Origin of the sequence: Isoptericola croceus (assembly GCF_029382255.1) — a bacterium.
In the GTDB taxonomy this organism is placed as follows: Bacteria; Actinomycetota; Actinomycetes; order Actinomycetales; family Cellulomonadaceae; genus Isoptericola; species Isoptericola croceus.
The window spans coordinates 144144-170436 of record NZ_JARLLG010000005.1 but is presented as its reverse complement, the minus strand read 5'-3'; the positions used below and the strand labels follow the sequence as shown (position 1 = coordinate 170436).

Sequence of the window (26293 nt, the reverse complement as noted above, 5' to 3'; positions counted from 1 at the left end):
AGCCCGAGCCGACCGAGAAGGAGCAACCCGTGCTGGACGCCGCCGACCTCAGCTCTGCCGTGACGTTCGCCGGACCGGTGGCAGCGTCGTTCCTCACCACTCGCTACTGGTCGGCGCACGACCAGGGCGACCCTCGCCGCTTCTCCTGGTTCGCCCTCTACCTCGGCGTCGTGCTGCTCTTGCTGGGCGTCGTCCTGGCGACGACGACGCCCGAGGAGCGGCTCCGAGGCGTCGGCCTCTTCTTCGTCGTGACGATCGTGGCGACCTACCTCCAGGAACGTCGGCACGTGCGCCAGCAGCAGACCGCCCGCTGACCAGCGCCGGCGTCCGGTCGGCGATCAGCGGGCGACGACGTTGCGGATCGCCGCAGGCCCGCCCGCGAGCCAGCGCCGCACCTGGTCGGTGACGAACGCCGCGGCACCCTGCGGGCGTCCGCCGGCGACGTGCGGGGTGAGGATCAGGTGCGGGGCGTCCCACAGCGCGGAGTCCGCCGGCAGCGGCTCGGTCTCGGTGACGTCGAGCGCGGCACCGGCCAGCGCCCCGGACCGGAGCGCGGCGACCAACGCCGGCTCGTCGACCGTCGCACCTCGCCCGACGTTGACGAACCGGGCGTGGGCGGGCAGCAGCGCCAGCACCGACGCGTCGAGCGCGTGGTGCGTCTGCGGCGTGGCGGGCAGCAACGAGACCAGCACGTCCGCCGTCGGCAGCACCTCCGTCAACCGGTCGCTGGACACCACGGGGCGGCCGTACCGCTCACCGTCCAACGACGCCACCCCGGTCACGCGGGCTCCGAGCGCCGTGAGCTGGGGTGCCAGCACCGCCGCGATCGAGCCGAAGCCCCAGATGACCACGTGGGCGCCACGCAGCGTGAACGAGCTCTCGTCGCGTGCCTGCTCGCGCCCGAGCTCGCGGTCCCACTCACCACGCCGCTGGGCGTCGAGGGTCCGGTCGAGACGGCGCACGGAGGCGAGCAGCAGCGCGAGGGTGTGCTCCGCCACGGTCGTGTCGTGCAGGCCGCGGCCGGAGGCGATCACCACGTCCGGGGCGAACCCGGCGGCGAGGGCCTGGTCGGGGCCGGCGTTGAGGGTCTGCACCCAGCGCAGTCGGGACAGGCGCCGCGCCGCGTCGTCCATGACCCGCTGCGGGCTCGCCCAGGTGACGATCGCCTCGGCGTCCAGGTGCGCCTCCGGCACCTCCTCGCGCATGACGTAGGGAGCGACCTCGACCCCCTCGACGTCGATCGTCAGGTCGAACGGCACATTGCTCGGCACGAGGATCTTCACGCCTCGGACGCTACCCGAGAAGACGTGCCACGATGACCCGCATGAGTGCCTCGCACGCCACCGCCGGCTACGCCGCCCGCTACGACGCCGTGGTCGTGGGAGGGGGGCACAACGGGCTGACCGCTGCTGCCTACCTCGCCCGCGCAGGGCGCTCCGTGCTGCTGCTGGAGCGCCTGGACCACGTGGGCGGGGCAACAGTCTCGGCACAGGTGTTCGGTGGCGTCGATGCGCGGATCTCGCGCTACTCCTACCTCGTCTCGCTGCTGCCGCGCCACGTCGTCGACGAGCTGGGTCTGCGCCTGGCTCTGCGGCGCCGGCGGTTCTCGTCGTACACGCCGGCCGGCACCGGCGGTCTGCTGATCGACACCGGCTCCGACAGCGCGACGCGCGCCTCGTTCGAGGCCCTCGGCGCCGGGCCGGACCACGCCGCCTGGCAGGACTTCTCCGCCCGGGTGGGCCGCCTGGCGCGGCGGCTCTTCCCGACGGTCACCGCCCCGCTGGTCTCCCGCGAGGAGGCGCGGTCGCTGGTGGACGACGACGAGACCTGGCGCGCCGTCGTCGAGCAGCCGCTCGGTGAGACGTTGCGTGCCACGTTCGCCTCCGACGTCGTGCGCGGCGTGGCCGCCACCGACGGGCTCATCGGCACCTTCGCCGATCTCGACGGCACCTCACTGGCCCAGAACCGCTGCTTCCTCTACCACGTGATCGGTGGCGGGACCGGGGACTGGGACGTGCCGGTGGGCGGGATGGGCGCGGTCTCCGGTGCCCTGCGCGACGCGGCCCTCGCGGCCGGCGCCACCCTCGTCACCGGTGCGGACGTCACCGCCGTCGAGCCCGGCTCGGTACGTGCCGAGGCCGAGGTCGCCTGGACCGACGCCGACGGCGCCGCGCACGCCGTGCAGGCCGGCACGGTCCTGAGCGGGGCCGCGCCCACCGCGCTGGACGGTCTGCTCGCGGCCACCGGGGCGGCGCCGTCGGGCCGCGGGACCGCCGAGGCGCCCGAGGGCGCCCAGCTCAAGGTGAACATGCTGCTGCGTCGCCTGCCCCGCCTGCGTGACGGTGTCGACCCCGTGGCGGCGTTCTCCGGGACGTTCCACGTCAATGAGTCGTACGGCCAGCTCCAGGCCGCCTACCGCCAGGCCGAGGCCGGCGCGATCCCTGCGGTGCCGCCGTGCGAGATCTACTGCCACTCGCTCACCGACGACTCGATCCTGGGCCCGGACCTGCGCGCGGCCGGTGCGCAGACGCTCACGCTGTTCGGGCTGCACATGCCCGCACGGCTGTTCCGGGACGACCCCGACGGGGCGCGGCAGGCGGCGCTCGCGGCGACGTTGCGCTCGCTCGACTCGGTGCTGGCGGAACCGGTCGAAGAGGTGCTGTGGCGTGCACCGGACGGCACCCCCTGCCTCGAGGCGCGCACCCCCGTGGACCTGGAGGAGAGCGTCGGGCTGCCGGGCGGGCACATCTTCCACCGGGACCTGTCGTGGCCGTGGGCGGACCCGGGCGACGGTGCCGGCGGCAGCACGAACGGTCTCGACGCCACGGGGACGTGGGGCGTCGAGACCGTCCACCCGCGGGTGCTGCTGGCCGGAGCCGGTGCGCGACGCGGCGGGGGAGTCAGCGGGATCCCAGGGCGGTCGGCGGCGATGTCGCTGCTGGCCCGCTGAGGCCCGCCCGACGGTTCAGCGGATCTCGACCCGCAGCAGCCGTCGCACGGCGAGCACCGTCGGCAGCACGATCCAGAGCAGCGCCGAGGTGGCGAGCTGTGCCCACTGGTCGCCCGAGATCTCCGGTGCCGTGACGAAGCTCGTCGACCAGCTCAGGTCGAACCAGGGGCCGTTCTCGGCCCACCAGGTCCACAGCCCGGCGACGACGCTGGAGAGCATCGGCACCACGAACATGAAACCGAGGTAGGCGACCATGGCAGGTGCCGTGCTGCGGATCGCGACACCGACGCCGAACCCGAACGCGACGACGACCACGTTCGCCACGGCCAGCCGCAGAGCCAGGTCGAGGGGGAGGTCCCAGACGGCCTCGATGCCGCGGACCCGGGTGGCGACCGCCGTGCCGATCGCGCTGAGGACGACGACGGTGACCGTCGCCGCGAGGGTGACGACCAGCAGGGCCGCGGCCTTGGCGACCATGACCCGTCCCCGTCGGGGCACCAGGGCGAACGTCGTCAGGGCGGCGCGCTGGCTCCACTCGCCGGCGACCGAAAGGACGGCGACCAGGGGCAGCAGCAGCTCCAGCGGCATCATGTTCGTGGTGGTGTGCATGCCGAAGGTCACCTCGTCCTCGCGGCCCCACAGCGTGACACCGGTGACGACGATGAGCGTCAGCAGAGGTACTGCCGCGAGCAGCCATCGGCTCGACCGGGTGTCGACCAGCTTGCGCGACTCGACGTCGATCAGCCGGGACAGGGGGATCGGCAGGCGGTGCGTGGTGGCGCGTCGTTCGACCACGGCGTCCAGGGCGGGGGCGCTCATGCGGCGACTCCCTCGGCGAGGGTCGTGCGTCGCGAGGAGATGTCCTCGCGCTGGTCGGCCGCGGTGAGCTCGAGGAACATGTCCTCCAGGCCGTGGCCGTCGGCCGTGCGCAGCTCGGTCACGGGCAGTCCGGCGCAGAAGGCGACCTCTCCGGCCGCTGCGAGGCCGGCGTCGGTGGCGACCGCACCGTCGCCGCGCGGCGTCGCCTGGAAGCCTGCGGAGACCAGTGCTGCCGTCAGCCGGGCGTCGTCGTCGGCCCGGACCAGCGTTCCGACGCCTCCGAGGAGCTCGTGCGTGGCTCCGGAGGCGACGATCTGCCCGTGACCGATCATGACGATGTCGTCCGCGATCATCTCGATCTCGGAGAGCAGGTGGCTGGACAGCAGGACCGTGCCACCGTCGTCCGCGAACCCGCGGAGCAGGTCGCGCATCCAGCGGATCCCGGCCGGGTCGAGACCGTTGGCGGGTTCGTCGAGCACGAGCACCCGCGGGTCACCCATCAGGGCGGTCGCGAGCCCCAGCCGCTGCCGCATGCCGAGGGAGTAGTCGCGCACGCGGCGCTTGCCCTCGGCCCACGTGAGGCCGACCAGGTCGAGCATCTCGTCGACGCGGATGGGTGGCAGCCCCATCGTGCGCTGCGCCAGGACCAACGTCTCGCGGCCGGTCCGCCCGCCGTGCTGGGCGGAGGCGTCGAGCAGCACGCCGACCTCCAGTCCAGGGTTCGGCAGGTCCGGGTAGCGGCGACCCAGGACGGTCGCGCGCCCCGTCGTCGGGGTGGCCAGGCCGGTGAGCACCCGCAGGGTGGTGGACTTGCCCGCGCCGTTCGGGCCGAGGAACCCGGTGACGCGTCCGGGGAACGCCGTGAACGAGACGTCGTCGACGGCGGCGAGATCTCCGTAGCGCTTGGTGAGCGAGTCGATCCTGATCATGCTCGGCACGCTACGGACCCGGCGCGGGCGCGGGCATCAGGGAACACCCCCAACGGAACCCTGGTCCGGCCCCTGTGGCGCCAGGGGAGCGTGCTGCTCAGGCCGGCGCCGCCTCCTGGCCCACGGCCCAGCGGTAGTCCGGCACCTCGTGCAGCAGGTCGGCGTGGGTGCCCCGCGCGACGACCCGCGCCGGCGCGCCGGGGGTGCCGTCGTGCCCGAGCAGCAGCACCTCGTCGGCCGCCCCGAGCGGGGTGAGCCGGTGGGAGGCGACGACGACGGCGCGGCCGGTGTCGTGGGCCAGGGCGACGAGCATCTCCACGAGCGCGTCGGCGGAGGCGGCGTCGAGGTGCTCGGCGGGCTCGTCGACGAGCAGCGTGCGGTGCGGGGCGAGGAGCGCCCGCGCGACCAGGAGGCGCCGCCGCTCGCCGCCGGAGACGTCGGTGCCGCCCGTGCCGAGCGGGGTGCCGAGGCCGTCCGGCAGCGCGGCGAGCCACTCGGTGAGCCCGACGGCGGCCAGGGCCTCGCGGGCCTGCGCCTCGGTGATGTCTGCCCGGGCCACCCGGAGGTTCTCGAGCAGGGTGGTCCCGAACAGGTGGCCGTCCTCCGCGACGAAGAGCCCCTGGCCCCGGACCTGGCCGTCCACCGGCGCCGACAATCCCGCAGCCGTGAGCAGCAGGGTCGTCTTGCCGGCGCCCGACGGGCCTGCCAGCGCGACCACCGACCCGGGCCGCACGGTGAGGTCCACCGCGGCCACCACCGGCACGTCGTCCCACCCGGCAGCCACCCCCACCAGGGACAGCCCGTCCGACTGCTCGTCGGCGACGCCGCCCGGCGCGTGCGGCGCGGCCTTCGCCGGAGCCGACGGCCCGGACGGGGGGAGCAGCTCCAGCAACCGCCGGGCCGCCGCGCGGGACCGGCGCAGCTGCACCGCCGCGGCGGGCAGGGTGGTGGTCACCTCGAACACGGCCAAAGGGGTGAGGACCACGACGGCGAGCTCGGTCGCGGCCAGGTCCCCGGCCAGCGCCGCCGGGATGCCGAGCAGCAGGCAGCCGAGCACCGCGAGGGTCTGGGCGCCGGCCTCGATCGCCGCCGAGACACCGGAGACGCGCGCACCGTCGTCGGTCGCGGCGGCGAGCCGGGCGTCCGCCGCCCGCAACCCGGCGTGGCGGTCGGCGAGCCGCCCGGAGACGCGCAGCTGCTGGCCGTCCTCCAGCAGCTCGAGCGTGCGCGCGGAGACCTCGCCCCGCGCCGCCGCACCCCTCAGCTCCACGGAGGCCGACGCCCGCGAGGCCAGCCAGGGGGACAGCACGCCGGTCAGCAGGAGGCAGGCCAGGAGCACGAGGCCCGCCGTCGGCAGGAAGACACCCACCAGTGCGACCGACCCGAGGCCTGCGACCACCGCCACGGCGCCGGGGATCAGCGCCCGCACGACGACGTCTCCCACGTCGTCGACGTCGCCCCCGACCCGGGCGAGCAGGTCGCCGCGCCGCAGCGCCACCACGTTCCCGCCGCCCTGGGCGACCCGCTCGTACAGGTTGGCGCGCAGCGCCGCCATGCCGCGCAGCGCCACGTCGTGCGACGCGAGCCGTTCGAGATAGCGGAAGAACGCCCGGCCGGTGCCGAACGCGCGCACGCCGACCGCCGCCACGGACAGCACGAGCACCGGGGGCATCTGCGAGGCGCGCGCGACGAGCCAGGCCGCGGCCGCGGCCAGCCCGACGGCGCACACCAGGGTGAGCGTGCCGAGCGCGACGGCGCGGGCCACCCGTGGCCAGCGCACCTCGAGCAGCGGCAGCAGTCGCACCAGCGGGTCGTGGTTCATACCTCCACCACCTCACGGGCCTCGACGTCGACGACCTGGTCGGCCAGGGCCATCAGCGACGCCCGGTGGGCGACGACGACGACGGTCCGGCCGGCGTCGCGCCACGCCCGCACGGTGTCGAGCACCACCTGCTCGCCGCGGGCGTCGAGATGGGCGGTCGGCTCGTCCAGGACAACGACCGGACGGTCCGCGGCGCCGACGAGCGCCCGGGCGAGGGCGACGCGCTGACGCTGCCCGACGCTCAGACCGACGCCGCCGAGACCCACGGGCGTCTGCCACCCGGACGTCAGGTCGGCGAGCACCGTGTCCAGGCCTGTCGTGCGGGCGGCCGCGTCCAGCGACTCCTGCGGCACCTGCCGGCCGTCGGTGACGACGTCGTGCACGGTGCCCGGCCCGATCGCCGGCCGCTGCGGGACCCAGGCGACCTGCGACCACCACCCGGCGGCGTCGGCCTCCGCCAGGTCCACGGGGTCGGCGGGCTCGGCCTGCGCGAGCACGACCCGGCCCTCGTCCGGTCGCAGCAGACCGAGCAGGAGCAGCACGAGCGTGGACTTGCCCGACCCGCTCGGTCCGCGCAGCGCGACGACCTGCCCGCCGCCCGGCTCGCCCGTGCCGAGCGAGATCCGGGCGGACAGGCGGGCCGGGGCGTCGACGTGACGGCGGGGTGCGCGGACCGTGACGTCGTCGAGCACCAGCGTGCCGCCGACGGCGCGGGGAACGGGACGCTCGCCCGGGGACGGGGCAGGCGTGTCGAGCACACCGAAGGCCCGCGCGGTCGCCGCCAGCCCGTCGGTCGAGGCGTGGAACTCCGACCCGACACGCTTCAGCGGCCCGAAGATCTCCGGGGCGAGCACGAGCACGGCGAGCGCCGGGACGAGCTCGATGCCGCCGTGCACCAGCCGCAACCCCACGCCGACCGCGATGATCGCGACGCACAGGGTGGTCAGCAGCTCGAGCACGGCGCCGGAGAGGAACGCGACGCGCAACGTGCCCATGGTGGCCCGTCGGGACGCCTCGCCGAGCGCCCGTACCCGGGCGCCGGGGCCGATCTCCCGGCCGAAGGCGCGCAGGGTGGGCAGCCCGGCGACCAGGTCGAGCACCTGCGCACCGAGCCGTTCGACCGTGGCGAGGCGCCGTTCGGACGTGCCTGCCGTCATGGTGCCGATCAGCCACATGAAGAACGGCACGAGCGGCAGCGTCACCACGGCGATCAGCGCCGAGACCCAGTCGAGGCCGAGCACCACCAGCACGGTGGCGGGTGTGACGACGGCCGTGAGCAGCAGCTGCGGCAGGAACCGCACGAGGTAGGGCTCCAGGTCGGTCAGTCCGCGCGTGGCCAGGGTCGCGACCTCGGCCGGGCGGGTGCCGGCCGGCGGCCGCGGCCCGAGCGCCACGGCGTGCGCCACCACCTGCTCGCGCAGGTCGGCGACCACGCGGGTGGCAGCGCGGCGGCCGTAGCGCTCCTGCGCCCAGGCGACGGCCGCACGTCCGGCGGCGGCACCCGCCAGGACGACGAGCCAGCGGACGATCGCCGTCTGGTCGACGACACCGTCACCGCCGGGGCTCGCGGCGACCACGACCGGCGCGAGCGCGTGCGCGACGGCGAAGGCCTGCACCACGACCAGGGCGGCCGAGGCGACACCGAGCAGGGCGGTGAGGGCGACGTAGGAGCGGGCAGCGCGGACCTGCCGCAGGAGCCGGGGGTCGAGGGGCTTCACCTCAGAACGCCGCATCCTTGATCTTCTGCCACGACAGGCCGGCCGGGGCGGGGATGTCCCGGGTGCTCAGGCGACGGCGGAACACCCAGTAGGTCCAGGACTGGTAGGCGATGACCAGCGGGGTGAGGAACAGGGCCACCCAGCTCATGATCGTCAGGGTGTAGTCCGTGGACGAGGCCTCGGCGACGCTGAGGGCCTGCCCGCCGTCCACCGCCGGGATGACGTCGGGGAACATCGAGCCGAAGATCAGCACGACGGCCGCGACGATCGTCACCGCGGACAGCGTGAAGGCGATGCCCTCGCGACGTGCCCGGGTGGCGACGACCACCCCGACGAGGCAGCCGGCCGCGACGACCACGGCGCCCCAGGTCCAGGAGACCGAGTAGGCGAGCTGCGCCCAGATCGCCCAGCCGCCGGCGACCACGAGCGCGACGACCGACAGCCCGGAGGCGAGGCGTGCGGCGCGACGGCGGATGTCGCCGTCGGTCTTCAGGGCGATGAACACGGCGCCGTGCAGCAGGAACAGCGAAGCCGTGGTCAGGCCGCCGAGCAGTGCGAACGGGTTCAGCAGCGCCCAGAAGCCGCCCACGTACTGGTAGCCGTCGTCGAGCAGCAGTCCGCGCACGAGGTTGCCGAACGCGACGCCCCACATCACCGCCGGGATCCAGGAGCCGGCCTGGATCGCGAGGTCGCAGCGCCGGGCCCAGACAGGGTCAGAGATCTTGCCGCGGTACTCGAAGGCCACACCGCGGGCCACCAGGCCGAGCAGGATGATGAGCAGCGGGATGTAGAAGCCGGAGAACATCGTGGCGTACCACTCGGGGAACGCGGCGAAGGTGGCGCCACCGGCCGTGAGGAGCCACACCTCGTTGCCGTCCCAGACGGGGCCGATGGTGTTGACGAGTACGCGGCGCTCCTTCTCGCGGTGCTTGGCGTCCCCGCGCGGGAGGACGGACAGCAGCATGCCCACGCCGAAGTCGAAGCCTTCGAGCACGAGGTAGCCGGTCCACAGGATGGCGATGATGACGAACCAGAGGATCGCGAGGTCCACGTCAGGTCTCCAGTCGGGTGTTCGGGCGCGCTCAGTACGCGAAGGACAGGGTGCGGTCGTCGTCGTCGGGATCCTGCGCCTCCGGCGACTCGTCCCGGACGACGTCGGGGACCCCCTCGATCGCGTAGCGGCGCATGAGCCGGAACCAGACGACGGCCAGCACGGCATAGACCACGGTGAGCACGATCATCGACGTGAGGATCACCCCGGCTGGGACGGCCGTGGAGACCCCGCGCTCGGTCAGCAGCCGGATCTCGTCGATACCGGTCGGGTTGGGCGCCACCACCCAGGGCTGTCTGCCGACCTCGGTGAAGATCCAGCCGAACGACGAGGCCGCGAACGGCATGGGCAGAGCGATGATCCCGAGCCTGCCCAGCCAGACGTTGTCGCTGACCCTGCCCTTGCGGGTGAGCCACAGGGCGGCCAGGGCGAGCGCCACGGAGAACGCCGCGAGGCCGATCATGAGGCGGAACGACCAGTAGGTGATGGCCAGCGGAGGGGTGTACTGGACGGGCGTTCCCGCAGCGGTCACGTCGCCATAGCGTGCGGTGTACTCCTCCTGGACGTCGTAGACGCCCGGCAGGTACGACTCCTCGCCGCTGAAGTGCCCGGTCCCGAGGTAGCTGGCCAGGCCGGGGATCGTGATCAGGTGCCGCACGTCCTCGCATCCGGCGTACAGCGGGCCGACGGACAGGATCGAGAAGGCGGCCTCCTCCTCACCCTCGCAGAGCGCCTCCGCGGAAGCCATCTTGCCCGGCTGCTGCTCGAACATGAGCTTGCCCTGGACGTCCCCCGTGTAGGCGACGCCGAGCCCGGCGATGATCATGGTCCACACGCCGACCAGGACGGCCGGACGATAGACGGTCCGTGCCGTCTCGACGTGCTCGGGCTTCCTGCTCCGGGTCAGCCGCACCATCCACCAGGCGGCGATGCCCGCCACGAACGTGCCGGCGGTGAGGAACGCGGCGGTGACGGCATGGGGGAAGGCCGCCCAGAGCGTGCTGTTCGTCAGGACCGCCCAGATCGACTCCATCTCGGCCCGGCCGGTCTCCGGGTTGTAGACGGCGCCGACGGGATGCTGCATCCAGGAGTTCGCGGCGAGGATGAAGAACGCCGAGAGGGTGGTGGCCAGCGCGAAGAGCCAGATGGAGGCCAGGTGGATCTTCTTGGACACCCGGTCCCACCCGAAGATCCAGACCCCGAGGAAGACCGACTCGACGAAGAACGCGGCCAGGGCCTCCATGGCGAGCGGCGCGCCGAACACGTCCCCGACGAACCGGGAGTACTCGCTCCAGGCCATGCCGAACTGGAACTCCTGCCAGATGCCGGTGACGACGCCGAGGGCGAAGTTGATCAGCAGGAGCTTGCCGAAGAACTTCGTCAGCCGCAGCCAGCGCTCCTTCTGCGTGACGACCCAGGCCGTCTGCATCCCGGCGACGAGGGGTGCGAGCCCGATCGTGAGCGGGACGAAGATGAAGTGGTAGACGGTGGTGATGGCGAACTGCCACCGAGCCAGAGCGAGCGCGTCCACGAGAGGACTCCTTCGGTGCGAGGCGGAGCGACCTTGTGAAGATCTTCACGAAGGCTCTCGTGAAGGTTTTCACAAGTCAAGCCGTCGCGAGCGGATGTGAGCGGCGCCACGCCGGGGTCGGTGACGGTCTGCGCTCTGGTCGGGGAGTGCGATACTGGAGAGCAGACCTCCGAGGCCACATCCCTCGGGCGGTCGACATGCTTGCAGCTCCCGCGTCCCGCACGCGGTGCCGCAGCCGGGCGTGAAGGGGCCCGGCGGCCGGCGGCCGCGAAGACGGGGGAGATGCAGCCGAGACCGAGACTTCCGTCCGGGCGGCGCGCTGAGCAGCGCTGCCACCCGACGGCGACCACCCGGCGGCCGGTAGGTGTGGGCCGGCATCCGGGAGCAGGAGCGTATTTCGTGACGTCAGACACCCCGACCGGCGACCAGGCGACGACCGAGGCCGGGAGCACCCCGCCGCGGCGTGCGACCCGCCGTCGAGTCACGCGGCCGACCTCGGCCCCCCAGACCACAGGCCCGGCGCCGATCGTGGTGCCCGCTGCCGTGGTACCTGAGACCCCGGCTCCCGCCGACGACCCGACGGAGCAGCCGACGACGCCGGCCACCCCCCAGCCGGAGCAGACCCCGGCTGCCGAGGACGTCCCGGCGACCGGCCCCGCCCGTCGATCGCGCCGCGCCACACGTCGTACCGCCGGTCCTGCTGCGGCCGCGACGGCTGACAGCGCGACCTCGGCGGACGCCTCACCTGCCGCCGCCAGTAACGACAGGGCAGCGAGCCCCGAGCAGATCACCCTGCCCGAACGCGCCTCGGAGACGTCGGGAGCCGCGGCTTCCCTCTCGCTCGACGACATCGTGCTGCCGGGCGGCCCGGCGTCGACGACCTCGTCGTCGGCCGCCGGCTCCGGGAAGAAGTCGCCGCGCGCCACGTCGGCGGACGAGTCCGAGCCCCCGAAGAGGTCGCGGTCCCGTACGGCGAGGAAGACCGCCGACGTGCCCGCCGACGCGGAGCAGGTGTCCGAGACGGTCGCTGCGCCCAAGCGTCGTCGGGCATCTCGCGCGTCCGGCGAGGGCCGGGCGGACGCACCCGTCGCCGAGCCCGCTGCGGCGAGGTCCGCCGCACCGGAGGGCGACGCGCCGACGGCGCCCGCGGCCGACGCAACCCCGACGCCCGAGCCGGCGACCGCGCCCACCGAGGCTGGTACCGGCGCGCCGCGTCTCGCGACAACCGCGCTGCTGTTCCAGGCCCCGGAGATGTCGGGTCCGCGCAGGTCTCGTCGTGCCCAGGCCCCAGCAGGACCGCCTCGGGTGCACGACGCGGACGTCGCGACGGAGTCGGACGCCGGCCCCGCGCCCGAGCCGGTGGAGGAACCCGCCGCGGACGCCGCCACCGCGAAGAGCAAGAGGTCGGCGAAGAAGTCCGGAGCAGGTCGCGGCCGCCGGTCGACGAAGGCAGCGGCGGACGAGATCGGCGACGCCCCCGCGGACGAGCAGGAGTCGGCACCCGTCGAGCCCGCAGCCGGTCCCGGGGCCCCGGAGGAAGCCGAGCCGATCACACTGAGCGAGGCCGAGGAGGCCGCCGTCTCCGAGCTCGAGCTGATCGAGACCGAGCTGCAGGCAGAGGGCATCACGCTCCCCGAGCTCCTGCCCGAGGACTTCCGCGAGGACGGCGACGAGTCGGACATCCGCCCGCGACGTCGGCGCCGTCGCGGCGGCCGCGGCCGCCGCGGAGGCCGCAAGGTCGATCAGCGCGAGCTGGACGACGAGGACGACCAGGACGAGGACGGCGAGGACAGCGCGGACGAGCCCGTGCCGGCTGGCGAGGCGAGCTCCTCGCAGCCGCCGGCCGGTCGCCGCTCGGGCCAGGGCGAGGAGCCGGCCGAGCCCGGCTCCGAGGACGAGAGCGATCGCGACACCGAGCCGGTGGAGGACGCCGAGTCGTCAGGCTCGAGCCGTCGGCGTCGTCGGCGTCGCCGGAGCGGCCGAGGCGGCGAGCGCGAGAGCGGGCGCAAGGAACGGGCCGACGACGAGGTCACGGCGCTCAAGGGGTCGACCCGTCTGGAGGCGAAGCGCCAGCGTCGCCGCGACGGGCGGGACGCCGGTCGGCGTCGCCAGGTCATCACCGAGGCGGAGTTCCTCGCGCGCCGCGAGTCCGTGAAGCGGTCGATGTTCGTGCGCGAGGAGGGCGGCCGCACCCAGATCGCCGTGCTCGAGGACGGCGTGCTCGTCGAGCACTACGTCTCCCAGCAGGAACAGGCCTCGATGGTCGGCAACGTCTACCTCGGCCGGGTGCAGAACGTGCTGCCCTCCATGGAAGCGGCCTTCGTCGACGTCGGCAAGGGGCGCAACGCCGTGCTCTACGCCGGGGAGGTCAACTGGGATGCCGCGGGCGTCGAGGGCCAGCCCCGCCGCATCGAGGAGGCGCTCAAGTCGGGTGACTCCGTGCTGGTGCAGGTCACTAAGGACCCCATCGGGCACAAGGGTGCCCGGCTGACGTCCCAGATCACGCTCGCCGGCCGCTACCTCGTGTTCGTGCCCGGCGGCGGTATGACCGGCATCAGCCGCAAGCTGCCCGACACCGAGCGCAGCCGTCTGAAGAAGATCCTGCGCGACGTGGTGCCCGAGGGTGCCGGCGTCATCGTGCGGACGGCCGCCGAGGGTGCCTCGGAGGACGAGCTGCGTGCCGACGTCGAGCGCCTGGAGTCCCAGTGGCAGGCGATCTCCGCCCAGGCGGAGAAGTCGTCGACGAGCGCGCCCAGCCTGCTGCAGGGCGAGCCCGACATGGCGATCCGCGTGGTGCGTGACATCTTCAACGACGACTTCACCTCGCTCGTCGTGCAGGGAGACCACGCCTGGTCCGAGATCTCCTCCTACGTGGCCGAGCTCGCCCCGGACCTGCGCGAGCGTGTCTCGAAGTGGAACGAGCCGGGCGACGTCTTCGCCCGGCACCGCGTCGACGAGCAGCTCGCCAAGGGCATGGACCGCAAGGTCTGGCTGCCTTCGGGCGGCTCGCTGGTCATCGACCGGACCGAGGCGATGACCGTCGTCGACGTCAACACCGGCAAGTTCACCGGATCGGGTGGCACGCTCGAGGAGACGGTGACCCGCAACAACCTGGAGGCCGCGGAGGAGATCGTCCGCCAGCTCCGGCTGCGGGACATCGGCGGCATCATCGTCATCGACTTCGTCGACATGGTGCTCGAGTCGAACCGCGACCTGGTGCTGCGCCGGCTCGTGGAGTGCCTCGGCCGCGACCGGACGAAGCACCAGGTGGCCGAGGTCACCTCCCTCGGCCTGGTGCAGATGACGCGCAAGCGCGTCGGTCAGGGCCTCGTGGAGGCGTTCTCGTCCACCTGTGAGCACTGCAAGGGCCGAGGCTTCATCGTGCACAGCGAGCCGATCGAGCGGGGCGGTGCCGCGGCGTCCGCCTCAGGTGACGACTCGGGCTCCAAGAGGCCCCGTCGCAAGCGCGGTGCGAAGAAGGACGAGTCGCCGTCCGGCATCGACATGGCCAAGCTCCCGGAGGACAAGTCCGAGGCGCGCGAGGCGGTCAAGGCGACGCTCGCCACGATCGCGGCAGCGGCCGCCCACGCGCACGACCACGAGCACGATGGTGGTGACGAGGATGCGCAGGCCGCTCCGGCGGACCGGCCGGAACCCGTGACCGAGGAGACCGCGGCCGAGGCCGGCGCGGCGGTCGAGGCAGCGGTCGACGCGATCGTCCTGCCCGAACCTGCCGCAGAGCCCGTCGAGACCCCGGTCGCGGAACCCGAGGCTGCTGCACCTGCCGACGAGCCGGCGCCGTCGTCCGGTCCGGAGGCGGAACCCAGCAAAGGAGCCGGAGCCGAAGAGGCTCCTGAGCAGGCTGATGTCGAGGCTGCGGCGCTGACCGACACGCCCTGAGCGCCGGGGTGACCGGGGTGCTTGACTGGTCCGCATGGACGACGGTCGAGACCCCGGTCGCCTCACGGTGGTGGGCGGGCCCATGTTCGCCGGCAAGACCGAGGAGCTGGTGCGCCGGGTGCGCCGCGCCGAGATCGCCGGGCGCGAGGTGCTGACCGTCGCGCACGTCCTCGACACCCGCTACGGGGCGGGAGTGGTGGCCGCCCACTCCGGGGTCGAGATCGCCTCGCGGGTGGTCGGCGGTGCCGGCGAGATCCCCGGCCTCGTGGGGCCGGGGACCACGATGGTCGCGATCGACGAGGCGCAGTTCTTCGGGGCCGACCTCGTGGACGTCGTCCTCGGGCTGCTCGACACCGGGCTCGACGTCGTCGTCGCCGGGCTCACCGTGACGTTCGACGGCCGTCCGTTCGAGCCCGTCCCCGCGCTCATGGCGCTCGCCGAGACCGTCGCCAAGCTGACGGCCGTCTGTACCGTGTGCGGCCGCGACGCTGCGTACCACGTGCGGTTGCCCGACGGCGGAGCTCCGGCGGGCGACGCCCTCGCAGCCGTCACCGCGCACGTCGGCGGGACGGACTCCTACCAGGCGCGCTGCCGGGCGCACCGCACGCCGACCTCTGAGGTCGGCGTGCTGGGGGCTCAGTAGCCGCGCAGGTCCTGCCGCAGGGGGCAGTCGAACGGGTCGCGGGCCGCGAGCCCCACCTGGTTGAGGTAGCGGACCACGATCGCGTAGGACGCGAGGAGGCTCGTCTCCGTGTAGGGCAGGCCGTGGCTCTCGCAGTGATCGCGGACCAGGAGCCGCGCCTTCGCCAGGCTCGGTCGCGGCATGCTCGGGAACAGGTGGTGCTCGACCTGGTGGTTGAGCCCACCCATCAGGACGTTCATGAACCAGCCACCGCGGATGTTGCGGGAGGTCAGGACCTGCTTGGACAGGAAGTCCATCTTGGCGCCGGCCGGCACCAGCTGCATGCCCTTGTGGTTGGGGGCGAAGGAGGCTCCCATGTAGACGCCGAAGACGGCGAGCTGCACCCCGATGAAGGCGGCGGCGAGGCCCAGCGGCATCATCCAGACGATCACGGCGACGTACAGGCTGAGGCGCACGGAGATCGTGATGATCTCGCGACGACGGGCGCTGAGCGTCTTGGGGTCACCGGTCAGCAGCGAGCGGATCGAGGTGACGTGCAGGTTGAGGCCCTCGAGGGTCAGCAGCGGGAAGAACAGCCAGCCCTGGCGGCGGGTGATGTGCCGCAGGGGACCGCGGACCTCGGCGGCGGACTCCGGGGTGAACCGGATCGTGTCGGCCGCGATGTCAGGGTCCTTGCCCACCTGGTTGGGGTTGGCGTGGTGCCGGGTGTGCTTGGTCATCCACCACGAGTAGCTGATCCCGACGACGGCGTTGGCGAGCCATCGCCCGACCAGGTCGTTGACCGGGCCGCTCGCGAAGATCTGCCGGTGCGCGGCCTCGTGCGTGAGGAACGCGATCTGGGTCAGCACGATGCCGAGCGCACCCGCCATGAGCAGCTGGAACCAGGAGTCTCCGAGGAGCACCATCCCCGTGACGATGCCGGCCAGCGCCAGCGTCACACCGATCCCCATCGCCAGGTAGTAGCCGTAGGCCCGGCGCAGCAGACCGGCCTCGCGCACCTGGCGGGCGAGCTCGCTGTAGCTGCTGGTGAAGCGGGCGGCGGCGCTCTGCGGGGGACCGGTCTCGTCGATGGTGGACGTGGCGGTGAGGGTCATGCATGCCTCGCAGTGGTTGATCGGTGCCGGCTTCCCAGCCGGGATGATGGTCGTGCGGATGTCTGGAGCCTACGGGACCGTAGGTTGTCAGGTCGCGACCTGGTCGTGAAGGTCTCGCACAGGTCGCTCGGTGAGCTCACCCGCGGGCAGCGGCAGCGGCATCGGTGCCGAGCTGTGGCGTCCATCACCGCACATCGTGCTGCACGGCGGGCCGCAGGACAAGAGCAGGCGGAGCGACTTAGTCCTGCACGAGCGGGACGAAGCGGTAGCCGCCGTGCTCGGTGGTGCGCACGGTCCCGTCGTCGGACCGCTCGGCGAGCAGCATCACGCCCCGCACAGGGATGACCATCCGGCCGCCGGGCGCGAGCTGGTCGACGAGCTCCCTCGGCAGCTCCTCGGGCGCGGCCGAGACCAGGATGCGGGGCCAACCGCTCTCCCGGGGGGCGCCGAGGGTGCCGGGCGTGGCCGGCACGATCCGCGCCCACGGCATCTCCAGGCGGTCCAGGTTCTCACCGCCCCAGGCGGCGAGGTCGGCGAGGCGTTCGACACCGAGCACCTCACCCTCGGGCCCGACGAGGTGGGCGAGCAGCGCCGTCGTCCATCCCGACCCGGCACCCACGTCGAGCACCGCGGTGCCGCGTGGTACCCGCAGCAGCCGCAGCATGGCCGCCACGGTCGACGGCTGCGAGCAGGTCTGCTCGTGGCCGATGGGCAGCGGGTGGTCGGCCGCGGCGGCGGACCGCTGCCCGCGCGGGAGGAACCCTCGACGGTCGACGGCGCGCAGGGCGGCCGCGACGGCGTCGTCGGGCTCGTCGGGGCCGACGTCGGGGACACGGCCGTCGTGCGGCGGAGGTGCGGTCCTCACCTGGCCATCATCGGCCGCCGGTTGGTGCCTCGCGAACCGGAGTGCGGCGCGGGACGTGCCTCAGGTCACGGTCCGCTGCCTCGTCCACGGTTGATGGCAGCAGGTGACGTCGCGTACAGTAGTACGTCGGTGCGCCCTCAGTGCGCCAGTCCCGTGTGCCCTCGGCGCACCGCACTCGACCGCCGCGGCGGCCCGAGTCCCAGATCAAGCCGGTGACCGACGTCGTGCGAGCACGCCAAGACCAGGAGAGATGAGCATCAGCATGGTGTACGCGATCGTCAAGGCCGGTGGCCGTCAGGAAAAGGTGTCCGTGGGCGACATCGTCGTCATGGACCGCATCCAGAGCGCGGCCGGCGAGACCGTCGAGCTGCCCGCGATCCTGCTCGTGGACGGGGAGAAGGTGACGACCGACGCCGAGAAGCTCGCGAAGGTCAAGGTCACCGCCGAGGTCGTGCGGGACGCCAAGGGCCCGAAGATCTCGATCCAGAAGTACAAGAACAAGACCGGTTACAAGAAGCGCCAGGGTCACCGCCAGCAGCTGACCCGCCTGAAGGTCACCGGCATCAAGTGACGTCCGGCGGCTCCGGCCGCCCGGTCCCACCCTCTTCGTACTCTCTTCGTACTCCCAGAAAGCAGGCCTGACATGGCACACAAGAAGGGCGCGAGCTCCTCGCGCAACGGTCGTGACTCGAACGCCAAGTCGCTTGGTGTGAAGCGCTACGGCGGCCAGGTCGTCGGAGCGGGCGAGATCATCGTCCGCCAGCGCGGCACCCACTTCCACCCGGGCGAGAACGTCGGCCGCGGTGGCGACGACACGCTGTTCGCGCTGGCCGCCGGCGAGGTCGCCTTCGCGACGCGTCGTGGCCGCAAGGTCGTCGACATCGTCGCGGCGGCCCAGGCCTGATCGTCCAGGCCTGAGCCGGAGCGCAGCGATCCGCTGACGCACTTCCCACGAGGGGCGCACCATCTCGGGTGCGCCCCTCGTGCTGTTCCCCGCCCGCCGTCCTGAGAGGATCTACGCATGGCCAGCTTCGTCGATCGAGTGGTGCTGCACGCTGCCGGCGGTGACGGCGGGCACGGCGTCGCGTCCGTGCACCGCGAGAAGTTCAAGCCGCTCGGCGGGCCCGACGGCGGCAACGGCGGTGACGGCGGCAGCGTCCGGCTCGTCGTGGACGCGCAGACCACCACCCTGCTCGAGTACCACCACTCGCCCCACCGCCGGGCGTCCCGGGGTGGCCAGGGCATGGGCGGCGACCGGGACGGCGCCAAGGGCGACGACCTCGTCCTGCGCGTCCCGGACGGCACGGTCGTCAAGGACCGCGACGGCAACGTGCTGGCCGACCTCGTGGGCGACGGCACGGAGTACGTGATCGCGGAGGGTGGCCGCGGGGGACTGGGCAACCGGGCCCTCGCCTCGCCGAAGCGCAAGGCTCCCGGCTTCGCGCTCCTCGGCGAGCCGGGCGAGGAGCGCGACGTCGTCCTCGAGCTCAAGTCGATCGCCGACGTCGCGCTGGTGGGCTTCCCGAGCGCGGGCAAGTCGTCGTTGATCGCCGCGGTCTCCGCGGCCCGGCCGAAGATCGCGGACTACCCGTTCACCACGCTGGTGCCGAACCTCGGCGTCGTGCAGGCCGGCGACACCCGGTACACGATCGCCGACGTCCCCGGGCTCATCCCGGGCGCGAGCGAGGGCAAGGGGCTCGGGCTGGAGTTCCTGCGCCACATCGAGCGCACCGCGGTCATCGTCCACGTGCTCGACTGCGCCACGCTGGAGCCAGGGCGTGACCCGATCAGCGACCTCGACCTGCTCGAGGCCGAGCTCGCCGCGTACGCCGGTGACCTGGGGATCGAGGGTGGGCGCGTACCGCTCACGGAGCGCCCCCGGCTCGTGGTGCTGAACAAGATCGACGTGCCCGAGGCGCGCGAGCTCGCGGACTTCGTCCGGCCGGACCTGGAGGCTCGTGGCCTGCGGGTCTTCGAGATCTCGACGGCCTCCCACGAGGGGCTGCGACCCCTGACCTTCGCGCTCGGGGACATCGTCGCTCAGGCCCGGGCCGCCGCGCCCCCGCCCGAGCCCACCCGGGTGGTCCTGCGGCCGAAGGCCGTCGACGACGCCGGGTTCACCGTCACCCGGCGTACCGACGGGTCCACGGGCCACGTGTACTTCCTCGTCGAGGGACGCAAGCCGCGCCGGTGGGTGCGCCAGACCGACTTCAACAACGACGAGGCCGTCGGCTTCCTCGCGGACCGGCTGGCCAAGCTCGGCGTCGAGGACCGGCTCCTCAAGACCGGTGCGGTCGCCGGGGACGAGGTGCGGATCGGCGACGACCGCGACGCCGTCGTCTTCGACTGGGAGCCCACGATGAGCACGGGTGCCGAGCTGCTCGGTGCGCGAGGCACCGACCTGCGTTTCGACGAGGAGTCGCGGCCGACCCGTGCTCGCAAGCGCCAGGAGCACAGCGAGCGCATGGACGCCAAGACGGCGGCGCGCGAGGAGCTGTGGACCGAGCGCGAGGCGGGCCACTGGGCGGACCCCTCGGACGGCTGACGCCGGTGGCGAGGATGATGGGCTCGTGAACACCACGTCCCGCTCCGCGCTGCCCGTCGCTCGTCGGCTCGTCGTCAAGATCGGGTCCTCCTCCTTGACGCGGCCGGACGGGCATCTCGACGTGTCGGCGCTGAGGGCCCTGGTGGACGTGCTCGCCGCGCGCCGTGCGCAAGGTCAGGAGGTCGTGCTCGTGACCTCGGGTGCCATCGCCGCGGGCATCGGACCGGCGGGGCTGACGGCGCGGCCGCGGGACCTGGCCACCATGCAGGCCTGCGCGATGCTCGGCCAGGGCCAGCTGGTGGCTCGCTACAGCGAGGCGTTCGCCGCGCACGGCCTCCAGGTCGGCCAAGCCCTGCTCACGGCCGAGGACACGGTGCGTCGCGTGCGGTACCGGAACGCGCAACGCTCGCTGGAGAAGCTCCTCGCCCTCGGGGTGGTACCGGTCGTCAACGAGAACGACGCCGTGACCATCGACGAGCTGCGGTTCGGCGACAACGACCGGCTCGCCGCACTGGTCTCCCACCTGGTGCGCGCCGACGCGATGGTCCTGCTCACCGACGTCGACGGGCTGCACGACGCCCCGCCGAAGCGTCCCGGTGCACGGCGGATCTCGTACGTGGCTGATCTCGCCGACGTCGCCGGTGTCGAGGTGACGGCTCGGGGGAGCAGCGTCGGGACGGGCGGGATGGTCACCAAGCTCGAGTCGGTGCGTATCGCGACCGAGGCCGGGGTGCCCGCCGTCCTCACCTCCGCCACGAACGTCGCGGCGGCGCTGGCGGGCGACGACGTCGGGACCTTCTTCGCCGCCGGGGGCAAGCGCACCTCGGCACGGCGGCTCTGGATCGCCCACGCCGCCCGGGCGGCCGGTCGGCTGCACCTGGACGGGGGCGCCACGCGCGCCGTGCTCGGGGGCCGCGCCTCCCTGCTGCCTGCCGGGATCACCCGCGTCGAGGGACAGTTCGACGCCGGCGACCCGGTCGAGCTGATCGGTCCGGACGGTGCCGTCGTGGCCCGCGGGCTCGTCGCCTACGACGCCTCCGAGCTCCCCCCGTTGCTCGGCAGGTCCACCTACGAGCTGCGCGACGACCTCGGCGAGGGGTACGACCGCGAGGTCGTGCACCGGAACGACCTGGTGCTCGAAGGACGGAACGGCCTGTCCTCGTCGGCCTCGGCGTCGTAGTCTCGGGGGCATGACCATGACGTTCGACGACGCGCCGACCACGACGCCCGGCCCTGCGCAGCGACCGCAGCCGGACCCGGAGGTCACTGCGGCCGTCCAGGACGTCGCACGCCGCGCGCAGGCCGCCGCCCGCGTGCTGGCCACCGCGACCCGTGCGGAGAAGGACGAGACCCTGCACGCGCTCGGTGACGCCCTCGTGGCCGCGTCCGGCGAGATCGTGGCGGCCAACGCCGAGGACGTCGCGCGCGGCCGGGAGAACGGGATGAGCGACGGCCTGCTGGACCGTCTCGCACTCACGGCCGACCGCGTCGTCGCGATCGCCGAGGCCCTGCGCGAGCTGGCGGCGCTCCCTGACCCGGTCGGGGAGGTCGTGCGGGGCCAGACCCTGCCGAACGGCCTGCGGGTTCGACAGCTGCGTGTCCCGATGGGCGTCGTCGGCATGATCTACGAGGCCCGCCCGAACGTGACGGTCGACGCCGCCGGTCTGGCGCTCAAGTCGGGCAACGCGGTGATCCTGCGCGGCGGCAGCGCGGCGGCGTCCTCCAACACGGTGATCGTGGACGTGATGCGTCGTGCGCTGGAGGCACGGGGCCTTCCCGGCGACCTCGTGCAGTCGATCGACCGGTTCGGCCGGCCCGGCGGGGTCGCCCTCATGCAGGCGCGCGGCCTGGTCGACCTGCTCGTCCCACGCGGCGGTGCGGACCTCATCCGTACCGTCGTGGAGCAGTCGACGGTCCCCGTGATCGAGACGGGGACGGGCAACGTGCACGTCTACGTGGACGCGTCGGCCGACACGGCGACGGCGGTCGAGATCATCATGAACGCCAAGACCCAGCGCGTGGGGGTCTGCAACGCAGCGGAGACGCTGCTCGTGCACGCCGACGCCGCGCCACGAGTTCTTCCTGCCGCGCTCGCAGCGCTCGCCGGTGCCGGCGTCGTCCTGCACGGTGACGAGGGCACGCGGGCGCTGGCGCCGGAGAGCATCGAGATCGCCTCGGCCACGGACGAGGACTGGGCGACGGAGTATCTCGCTGCCGAGCTCGCCGTCCGGGTGGTCGCCTCGCTCGACGAGGCCATCGACCACATCCGCACCTGGAGCTCAGGGCACACCGAGGCGATCGTCACCCGCGACCTCGCCGCCTCCGAACGGTTCGTGGCCGAGGTCGACTCGGCGGCGGTCATGGTCAACGCCTCGACACGCTTCACGGACGGTGGTCAGCTCGGTATGGGCGCCGAGATCGGCATCTCGACCCAGAAGCTCCACGCGCGCGGCCCGATGGGGCTCGCCGAGCTGACCACGACCAAGTGGGTGGTGCACGGTGACGGCCACGTACGGCCCTGACCGTGCGTCGTGAGAGACTGTGCCCCGACTTGCCCCGACTACTCTTGAGGAGCCCCCGTGCTGCACACCGCCGTTCAGGTTGCCGAGGAGGCAGCCGCGCACGCGTCGTCCGGGATCTCGCCGATCATGATCGGCGTGCTGGCCTTCGGGGGATTCGTCGTCGCGCTGCTCGCGACGTTCGCCTTCCGCAACGCCAGCAACAAGCACTGACAGCATCCGACTACCGGTGAGCCAGCAGCGTCGTCCCCGCATCGGGGTGATGGGGGGCACGTTCGACCCTATCCACCACGGTCACCTCGTGGCCGCGAGCGAGGCGGCTGCGCTGCTCGACCTCGACGAGGTCGTCTTCGTGCCGACCGGCAAGCCCAGCTTCAAGCAGGACGCCCGCGTCTCCCCGGCCGAGCACCGCTACCTCATGACGGTGATCGCGACGGCCTCCAACCCCCGGTTCACGGTGAGCCGGGTGGACATCGACCGCCCCGGTCTGACGTTCACGGTCGACACGTTGCGTGACCTGCGGGAGGATCGGCCTGACGCCGACCTGTACTTCATCACGGGTGCGGACGCGATCGAGCAGCTCCTGACGTGGAAGGATGCGGGATCGCTGTGGGAGATGGCGCACTTCGTCGCCGTCACCCGTCCGGGCCACCAGCTCACGGTCGACGGTCTGCCGTCGGAGGGTGTCACGACGCTCGAGGTCCCGGCGCTCGCGATCTCCTCCACGGACTGCCGTCGTCGCGCGGAGGCGGGCCAGCCGGTCTGGTACCTGGTGCCGGACGGCGTCGTTCAGTACATCGCCAAGCACGGTCTGTATCGAGGTCTCGATGAGTGACAACACGTCCCGGCCGCTGACACGTCGGGAGATCCGCGAGCGAGAGCAGGCCGCCGCCGAGGCGGCGGCCCGGCAGGCATCGCCGCCCGGTCCGTCTGCGCCGGTCCCCGGTGCGGGTCCGGCGGCCTTCGGCCGTGGAGCGCCGAGCGCGTCCTCGGCGCCGTCCGCGCCCTCGAGCTCGGGGTACGGCCCACCTCCGTCGCGTCGTTCGCTGCGCGAGCAGCATGCTCCTGCAGCGAGCCCGTCGCCCGCCCCGACCCCGACGGTGCGCCCGCCGTCGACCTCCGGAGGTGTCCGCGGCGTCGACGAGACCGGTCGCCTGACGCCGGTACGCCGTCCTGGTGGGGAGACCGGCTCGCCGACGCCGTCCCAGGCGCCGGCACGGACGTCGGCGCGTCCGACCTCCCACGGCGCCCCGGGCCCGGCTGAACCGCCGCGCTCGCCCTTCGGATCACCGCCTCCCGGGGCTGCCCGCCCCGGCCCGTCGCCCACGGCCTCCGCAGCCAGCCCACCGGCGCCGCCCTCCCCGTTCGACACCGGTACGCCCAGCCGGCGGTCTGCGTACGGCACATCGTCCGGGACAGCCGGTGCCGGCGGGTACTCTGCCGCGGCGCCCCCGCCGGCGGCCCGGCCGTCGATGGGCTCCGCGTCCCGGACGGCGCCGGCCTGGCCCGGCTCGGCGACGAGCCCCGCGGCCCCGGCAGGCTCCTCGACCATGGACCCGGACGCGACAGCCGTCGCGCCGTCGCTGCCCTGGGCCACGGCGAGCTCCGAGTCGGTCCCCGCGGGGCGGCCCGCGAGGCCGGCACCCACCCGGAACGATGCGCCAGGGGCCTCGCCCTTCGCCGCCGTGATCGGGGAGGGTCAGCCCTCCCGGATCGACCTCGACGAGGACGAGGAGTGGGACGAGCCCGAGGCGTCGTACACGTGGCTGCACTACATCGTGCTGGTCGTCGTCGCGTTCGTCCTCGGCCTGCTGGTGTGGAACCTCCTCCTGGACGGTCCCGACGAGGAGGGCTTCGGCACGGAGGAGGCGACGGTGGCGATGTCCGACGAGAGGGATGCCCCATGACGGCGACGGACCGCGCGGTCGAGCTGGCGATCATCGCGGCGCGTGCGGCCTCCGACCGCAAGGCGCAGGAGATCATCGCCCTCGACGTCAGCGAACAGCTCGTCCTCACCGACGTCTTCCTCATCGCCTCCGGCACGAACGAGCGTCAGGTGATCGCCGTCGTCGACGCCGTGGAAGAGGCCATGTTCACGGCCGGTGCGAAGGCGATCCGTCGGGAGGGCAAGGCCGAGGGGCGATGGGTGCTCCTCGACTTCGGCGACGTCGTCGTGCACGTGCAGCACGCCGAGGACCGCGTCTACTACGCCCTCGAGCGCCTCTGGAAGGACTGCCCGGCGATCGATCTGCCCGAGGACGCACGGGGTGGAGACGGCGGCGCAGCGCGGGCGGAGTACGGGGAGGCGTCCCCGGACGGATCGATCCGCCTGTCGGGCGGGGAGTGACGCCGTGACGGCAGGGACCATCGTGCTGCTGCGGCACGGGCGCACGGCGTACAACGCCGCGATACGGCTCCAGGGCCAGATCGACATCCCGCTCGACGAGGTCGGGCGGTGGCAGGCTGCCGAAGGCGCGGCGGCACTCGTGGCGTCGCACCGGGCCTCGCGGGTCGTCTCGTCCGACCTGGTGCGTGCCGTGGACACGGCGAACGCCTACGCGGCCCTCGTCGAGGCCACGGTCGAGACGGACGTGCGCCTGCGTGAGAGGTCGTTCGGCGAGTGGGAAGGGCTGACGCCCGACGAGATGGCGGCGGGCTGGCCGGCTGAGCGCGATCAGTGGCGACGCGGCGGGGAACCGACGGGGATCGGCGCAGAGACGAAGGCCGCCGTCGCCGCGAGGATGGTCCCGGCGATCCTCGAGCACGCCGACCGGCTCGGGGGTGACGAGTGTCTCGTGGTCGTCTCGCACGGTGCGGCCATCTCGTTGGCCATCACCGGTTTGCTCGGGCTCGACGCCGCCACGTGGCGAGGGATCTCCGGCATGCACAACGTGCACTGGTCCCACCTGCACCGATCCGCTCCCGGAGCCGTGCCCGGATGGCGTCTCGTGGCGCACAACGTGGGTGCCGGATACCCGCTGGACCGCTGGCAGACGGGCCCGCACGCTGATTTGGAGCCTGAGCCGAAGTCTGCCTAAGATATCTCCGTTCCCGAGGGGCGCAAGCCCGGAGGAAATGCACGATCATCCCGAATCCGGCGCCCAGGCCAGGTTCGCGGGGCTGTGGCGCAGCTGGTAGCGCATCTGCATGGCATGCAGAGGGTCAGGGGTTCGAGTCCCCTCAGCTCCACATAGTTGAGGAAGAACGAGAAGTGCCCCGTCTGTTGACGGGGCACTTCTGTGTCCGGACCCGGTTCGGTCGGTTCCACGAGAATCCAGCAATCCGACCCCATCGAACGCGGGACACGCCACCTGGTTCGTGCAGGCTGGTTTCTCGGTCGGAGAGCGCCACTGCCTCGTGCCGATGGGTTCAGGGAGCGGGTGCAACCTCCACGCTCAGCATCCCGGCGCCGGCGATCGTTCCCCGACACCGGTTGTGCGCCTGCTCATGACCCGGTTTCAAGCGGCATGGGCATAGCGGTCCGGGTCGGTGTCGAACCGGGGGCCACAGGAAGCGCAGCACAGCCAGTACCGCTGCCCGTTGTGGTCGCGGACCAGGCCGGCAGCTTCCGCATCGGCCTTGACGACCCGGGTGCCGACCATGACTGGGCACTCGGCCATCTCCGCGGCCGGGGTCTGGGCGAGGGCCTCGGCGCTGGGGCCGTGGCCGCTGCAACCGGCACCGGGGGAGCTGGTCGAGGTACCGGTGTGGTGGTGTGCAGTCATCGGGTGCGTCCTCTCTGGTGGGGTGGTGACACGTGATGGGTCAGGCGTTCACGGGTGCACGGCCGGCGGGCGAGGAGGTCGACCTTGTCCTGAGGCAGGACCTCGGCGACGACCTGGTCGATGCCGACCTCGGCGGCGACCTGCTCGGCCACGGTCTGGTTGTCGCCGGTCAGGAGCACCGG

At 72.9% G+C, this 26293-nt stretch carries 25 protein-coding genes and 1 tRNA gene; 15 read left to right on the top strand and 11 right to left on the bottom strand.

Going from position 1 to position 26293, the window contains the following annotated elements; genetic code table 11:
• Positions 1-29 precede the first annotated feature (29 nt).
• Positions 30-314, top strand: a complete 285-nt coding sequence (locus PZC42_RS12835; protein ID WP_277211689.1) for a hypothetical protein — start codon at positions 30-32, stop codon at positions 312-314.
• Between the two features lie 24 nt (positions 315-338).
• Here PZC42_RS12835 and PZC42_RS12830 read toward each other — a convergent pair whose 3' ends face one another.
• Positions 339-1283 carry an NAD(P)-dependent oxidoreductase gene (locus PZC42_RS12830; protein WP_277211687.1) on the bottom strand — a complete coding sequence of 315 codons (945 nt, stop codon included), beginning with the start codon at positions 1281-1283 and terminating at the stop codon, positions 339-341.
• A gap of 41 nt (positions 1284-1324) precedes the next feature.
• On the opposite strand from PZC42_RS12830, the gene PZC42_RS12825 reads away from it, so the two are divergent.
• Entirely contained in the window at positions 1325-2950 is a 1626-nt protein-coding gene (locus PZC42_RS12825) for a phytoene desaturase family protein (protein WP_277211685.1), read from the top strand.
• A gap of 15 nt (positions 2951-2965) precedes the next feature.
• On the opposite strand, the gene PZC42_RS12820 is transcribed toward PZC42_RS12825, so the two are convergent.
• The 6 genes from PZC42_RS12820 to PZC42_RS12795 all read right to left on the bottom strand — a co-directional run bounded on the left by PZC42_RS12820 (position 2966) and on the right by PZC42_RS12795 (position 10820).
• Positions 2966-3769, bottom strand: coding sequence for a hypothetical protein (locus tag PZC42_RS12820; RefSeq protein WP_277211682.1), 804 nt, complete (start codon positions 3767-3769; stop codon positions 2966-2968).
• The gene (locus PZC42_RS12815; RefSeq protein ID WP_277211680.1) at positions 3766-4698 is read right to left on the bottom strand and encodes an ABC transporter ATP-binding protein; all 933 of its coding nucleotides are present in this window, start codon (positions 4696-4698) and stop codon (positions 3766-3768) included. The genes PZC42_RS12820 and PZC42_RS12815 overlap by 4 nt, the downstream gene beginning before the upstream one ends.
• A 97-nt stretch (positions 4699-4795) precedes the next feature.
• Positions 4796-6520 carry a thiol reductant ABC exporter subunit CydC gene (cydC, locus tag PZC42_RS12810; protein WP_277211678.1) on the bottom strand — a complete coding sequence of 575 codons (1725 nt, stop codon included), beginning with the start codon at positions 6518-6520 and terminating at the stop codon, positions 4796-4798.
• Entirely contained in the window at positions 6517-8253 is a 1737-nt protein-coding gene (gene cydD, locus PZC42_RS12805) for a thiol reductant ABC exporter subunit CydD (protein WP_306574893.1), read from the bottom strand. Before cydD ends, cydC begins: the two co-directional genes overlap by 4 nt.
• Positions 8240-9289, bottom strand: a complete 1050-nt coding sequence (gene cydB, locus PZC42_RS12800) for a cytochrome d ubiquinol oxidase subunit II (RefSeq protein WP_277211676.1) — start codon at positions 9287-9289, stop codon at positions 8240-8242. Before cydB ends, cydD begins: the two co-directional genes overlap by 14 nt.
• A 31-nt stretch (positions 9290-9320) precedes the next feature.
• Positions 9321-10820: a cytochrome ubiquinol oxidase subunit I gene (locus PZC42_RS12795; RefSeq protein WP_277211674.1), complete on the bottom strand. Its 1500-nt coding sequence runs from the start codon at positions 10818-10820 to the stop codon at positions 9321-9323.
• 399 nt (positions 10821-11219) lie between these two features.
• Between PZC42_RS12795 and PZC42_RS12790 the strand changes: the two genes are divergently transcribed.
• Both PZC42_RS12790 and PZC42_RS12785 read left to right on the top strand, forming a co-directional pair.
• Positions 11220-14720, top strand: coding sequence for an Rne/Rng family ribonuclease (locus PZC42_RS12790; RefSeq protein WP_277211672.1), 3501 nt, complete (start codon positions 11220-11222; stop codon positions 14718-14720).
• A 34-nt stretch (positions 14721-14754) separates the two neighbouring features.
• Positions 14755-15363 carry a thymidine kinase gene (locus tag PZC42_RS12785; protein ID WP_277211670.1) on the top strand — a complete coding sequence of 203 codons (609 nt, stop codon included), beginning with the start codon at positions 14755-14757 and terminating at the stop codon, positions 15361-15363.
• Here the strand turns inward: PZC42_RS12785 and PZC42_RS12780 are convergent.
• Both PZC42_RS12780 and PZC42_RS12775 read right to left on the bottom strand, forming a co-directional pair.
• On the bottom strand, positions 15357-16457 hold the full coding sequence (locus PZC42_RS12780; protein WP_277211668.1) for a fatty acid desaturase family protein: 1101 nt from the start codon (positions 16455-16457) through the stop codon (positions 15357-15359). The two genes, PZC42_RS12785 and PZC42_RS12780, sit on opposite strands and share 7 nt — an antisense overlap.
• 238 nt (positions 16458-16695) lie before the next feature.
• Positions 16696-17322, bottom strand: coding sequence for a protein-L-isoaspartate O-methyltransferase family protein (locus PZC42_RS12775; protein WP_277211666.1), 627 nt, complete (start codon positions 17320-17322; stop codon positions 16696-16698).
• Between the two features lie 262 nt (positions 17323-17584).
• On the opposite strand from PZC42_RS12775, the gene rplU reads away from it, so the two are divergent.
• From rplU to PZC42_RS12720, 11 genes are all read left to right on the top strand, one after another.
• Positions 17585-17893: a 50S ribosomal protein L21 gene (gene rplU, locus PZC42_RS12770; RefSeq protein ID WP_277211941.1), complete on the top strand. Its 309-nt coding sequence runs from the start codon at positions 17585-17587 to the stop codon at positions 17891-17893.
• A gap of 72 nt (positions 17894-17965) precedes the next feature.
• Positions 17966-18226 carry a 50S ribosomal protein L27 gene (gene rpmA, locus PZC42_RS12765; RefSeq protein WP_277211664.1) on the top strand — a complete coding sequence of 87 codons (261 nt, stop codon included), beginning with the start codon at positions 17966-17968 and terminating at the stop codon, positions 18224-18226.
• Between the two features lie 117 nt (positions 18227-18343).
• Entirely contained in the window at positions 18344-19867 is a 1524-nt protein-coding gene (obgE, locus tag PZC42_RS12760; protein WP_277211662.1) for a GTPase ObgE, read from the top strand.
• Positions 19868-19892: 25 nt separating this feature from the next.
• A complete protein-coding gene (gene proB / locus PZC42_RS12755; RefSeq protein WP_277211661.1) occupies positions 19893-21047 on the top strand; it encodes a glutamate 5-kinase in 1155 nt (384 codons plus the stop codon).
• A 10-nt stretch (positions 21048-21057) separates the two neighbouring features.
• A complete protein-coding gene (locus tag PZC42_RS12750; RefSeq protein ID WP_438802952.1) occupies positions 21058-22389 on the top strand; it encodes a glutamate-5-semialdehyde dehydrogenase in 1332 nt (443 codons plus the stop codon).
• 57 nt (positions 22390-22446) lie between these two features.
• On the top strand, positions 22447-22599 hold the full coding sequence (locus PZC42_RS12745) for a hypothetical protein (RefSeq protein WP_277211659.1): 153 nt from the start codon (positions 22447-22449) through the stop codon (positions 22597-22599).
• A gap of 4 nt (positions 22600-22603) precedes the next feature.
• The gene (gene nadD, locus PZC42_RS12740; protein WP_277211937.1) at positions 22604-23221 is read left to right on the top strand and encodes a nicotinate-nucleotide adenylyltransferase; all 618 of its coding nucleotides are present in this window, start codon (positions 22604-22606) and stop codon (positions 23219-23221) included.
• The gene (locus PZC42_RS12735; protein ID WP_277211658.1) at positions 23214-24293 is read left to right on the top strand and encodes a hypothetical protein; all 1080 of its coding nucleotides are present in this window, start codon (positions 23214-23216) and stop codon (positions 24291-24293) included. Before nadD ends, PZC42_RS12735 begins: the two co-directional genes overlap by 8 nt.
• A complete protein-coding gene (gene rsfS, locus PZC42_RS12730; protein ID WP_277211656.1) occupies positions 24290-24733 on the top strand; it encodes a ribosome silencing factor in 444 nt (147 codons plus the stop codon). Before PZC42_RS12735 ends, rsfS begins: the two co-directional genes overlap by 4 nt.
• A 4-nt stretch (positions 24734-24737) precedes the next feature.
• Complete coding sequence (locus tag PZC42_RS12725) at positions 24738-25424, top strand: histidine phosphatase family protein (protein WP_277211654.1); 687 nt, start codon at positions 24738-24740, stop codon at positions 25422-25424.
• Between the two features lie 78 nt (positions 25425-25502).
• Positions 25503-25575: transfer RNA gene (locus PZC42_RS12720), tRNA-Ala, on the top strand.
• Positions 25576-25844: 269 nt separating this feature from the next.
• On the opposite strand, the gene PZC42_RS12715 is transcribed toward PZC42_RS12720, so the two are convergent.
• Together PZC42_RS12715 and PZC42_RS22655 are read right to left on the bottom strand one after the other, a co-directional pair.
• Entirely contained in the window at positions 25845-26111 is a 267-nt protein-coding gene (locus tag PZC42_RS12715; RefSeq protein ID WP_277211652.1) for a hypothetical protein, read from the bottom strand.
• Positions 26108-26290, bottom strand: coding sequence for a hypothetical protein (locus PZC42_RS22655; RefSeq protein WP_368860271.1), 183 nt, complete (start codon positions 26288-26290; stop codon positions 26108-26110). Before PZC42_RS22655 ends, PZC42_RS12715 begins: the two co-directional genes overlap by 4 nt.
• Between the last annotated feature and the right edge of the window lie 3 nt (positions 26291-26293).